Source organism: Streptomyces sp. NPDC093094 (genome assembly GCF_044754345.1).
Lineage (GTDB): Bacteria > Actinomycetota > Actinomycetes > Streptomycetales > Streptomycetaceae > Streptomyces.
This window is the reverse complement of sequence record NZ_JBIVOX010000063.1, coordinates 1-1170: the sequence shown is the minus strand read 5'-3', so window position 1 is coordinate 1170 and position 1170 is coordinate 1. Positions and strand designations below refer to the sequence as shown.

Annotated in this window: 1 protein-coding gene; it reads left to right on the top strand. The window is 67.1% G+C overall.

Annotated elements, in window-relative coordinates; all coding sequences use genetic code 11:
* A partial coding sequence (locus tag ACIQGV_RS40855) for an acyl-CoA carboxylase subunit beta (RefSeq protein WP_402504833.1) occupies nucleotides 1-1170 on the top strand: 1170 nt, incomplete at both ends.

Sequence of the window (1170 nt, the reverse complement as noted above, 5' to 3'; positions counted from 1 at the left end):
CGACATCCACACCACCGCGGGCAAGCTCGCGGATCTCCAGCGCCGGATCGAGGAGGCGACCCATGCCGGTTCCGCGCGCGCGGTGGAGAAGCAGCATGCGAAGGGCAAGCTGACGGCCCGTGAGCGGATCGCTCTGCTGCTGGACGAGGATTCCTTCGTCGAGCTGGACGAGTTCGCGCGGCACCGTTCGACGAACTTCGGTCTGGAGGCCAACCGTCCCTACGGTGACGGGGTGGTGACCGGGTACGGCACGGTCGACGGGCGTCCGGTGGCGGTGTTCTCGCAGGACTTCACCGTGTTCGGCGGTGCGCTGGGCGAGGTGTACGGGCAGAAGATCGTGAAGGTGATGGACTTCGCGCTGCGGACCGGCTGTCCGGTGGTCGGGATCAACGACTCCGGTGGTGCGCGGATCCAGGAGGGTGTGGCGTCGCTGGGCGCCTACGGGGAGATCTTCCGCCGCAACACGCATGCCTCGGGGGTGATCCCGCAGATCAGTCTGGTGGTGGGCCCGTGTGCGGGTGGTGCGGTGTACTCGCCGGCGATCACCGATTTCACGGTGATGGTGGACCGGACGTCGCACATGTTCATCACCGGTCCGGACGTCATCAGGACGGTGACGGGTGAGGACGTGGGCTTCGAGGAGCTGGGGGGTGCGCGCACGCACAACTCGGTGTCCGGGGTGGCGCATCACATGGCGGGGGACGAGAAGGACGCGATCGAGTACGTCAAGCAGCTGCTGTCGTACCTGCCGTCGAACAATCTGTCCGAGCCGCCGGCGTTCCTGGAGGAGGCCGACCTCGCGGTGAGCGAGGAGGACCGTGCGCTGGATGTGATCGTGCCGGACTCGGCGAACCAGCCCTACGACATGCACACGGTGATCGAGCATGTGCTGGACGAGGGGGAGTTCTTCGAGACGCAGCCGTTGTTCGCGCCGAACATCCTGACCGGTTTCGGCCGGGTGGAGGGGCGTGCGGTGGGGATCGTGGCGAACCAGCCGATGCAGTTCGCGGGCTGTCTGGACATCACCGCCTCGGAGAAGGCGGCGCGGTTCGTGCGTACCTGTGACGCGTTCAACGTGCCGGTGATCACGTTCGTGGACGTGCCGGGGTTCCTGCCGGGGGTGGGCCAGGAGCACGACGGCATCATCCGCCGCGGCGCGAAGCTGATCTA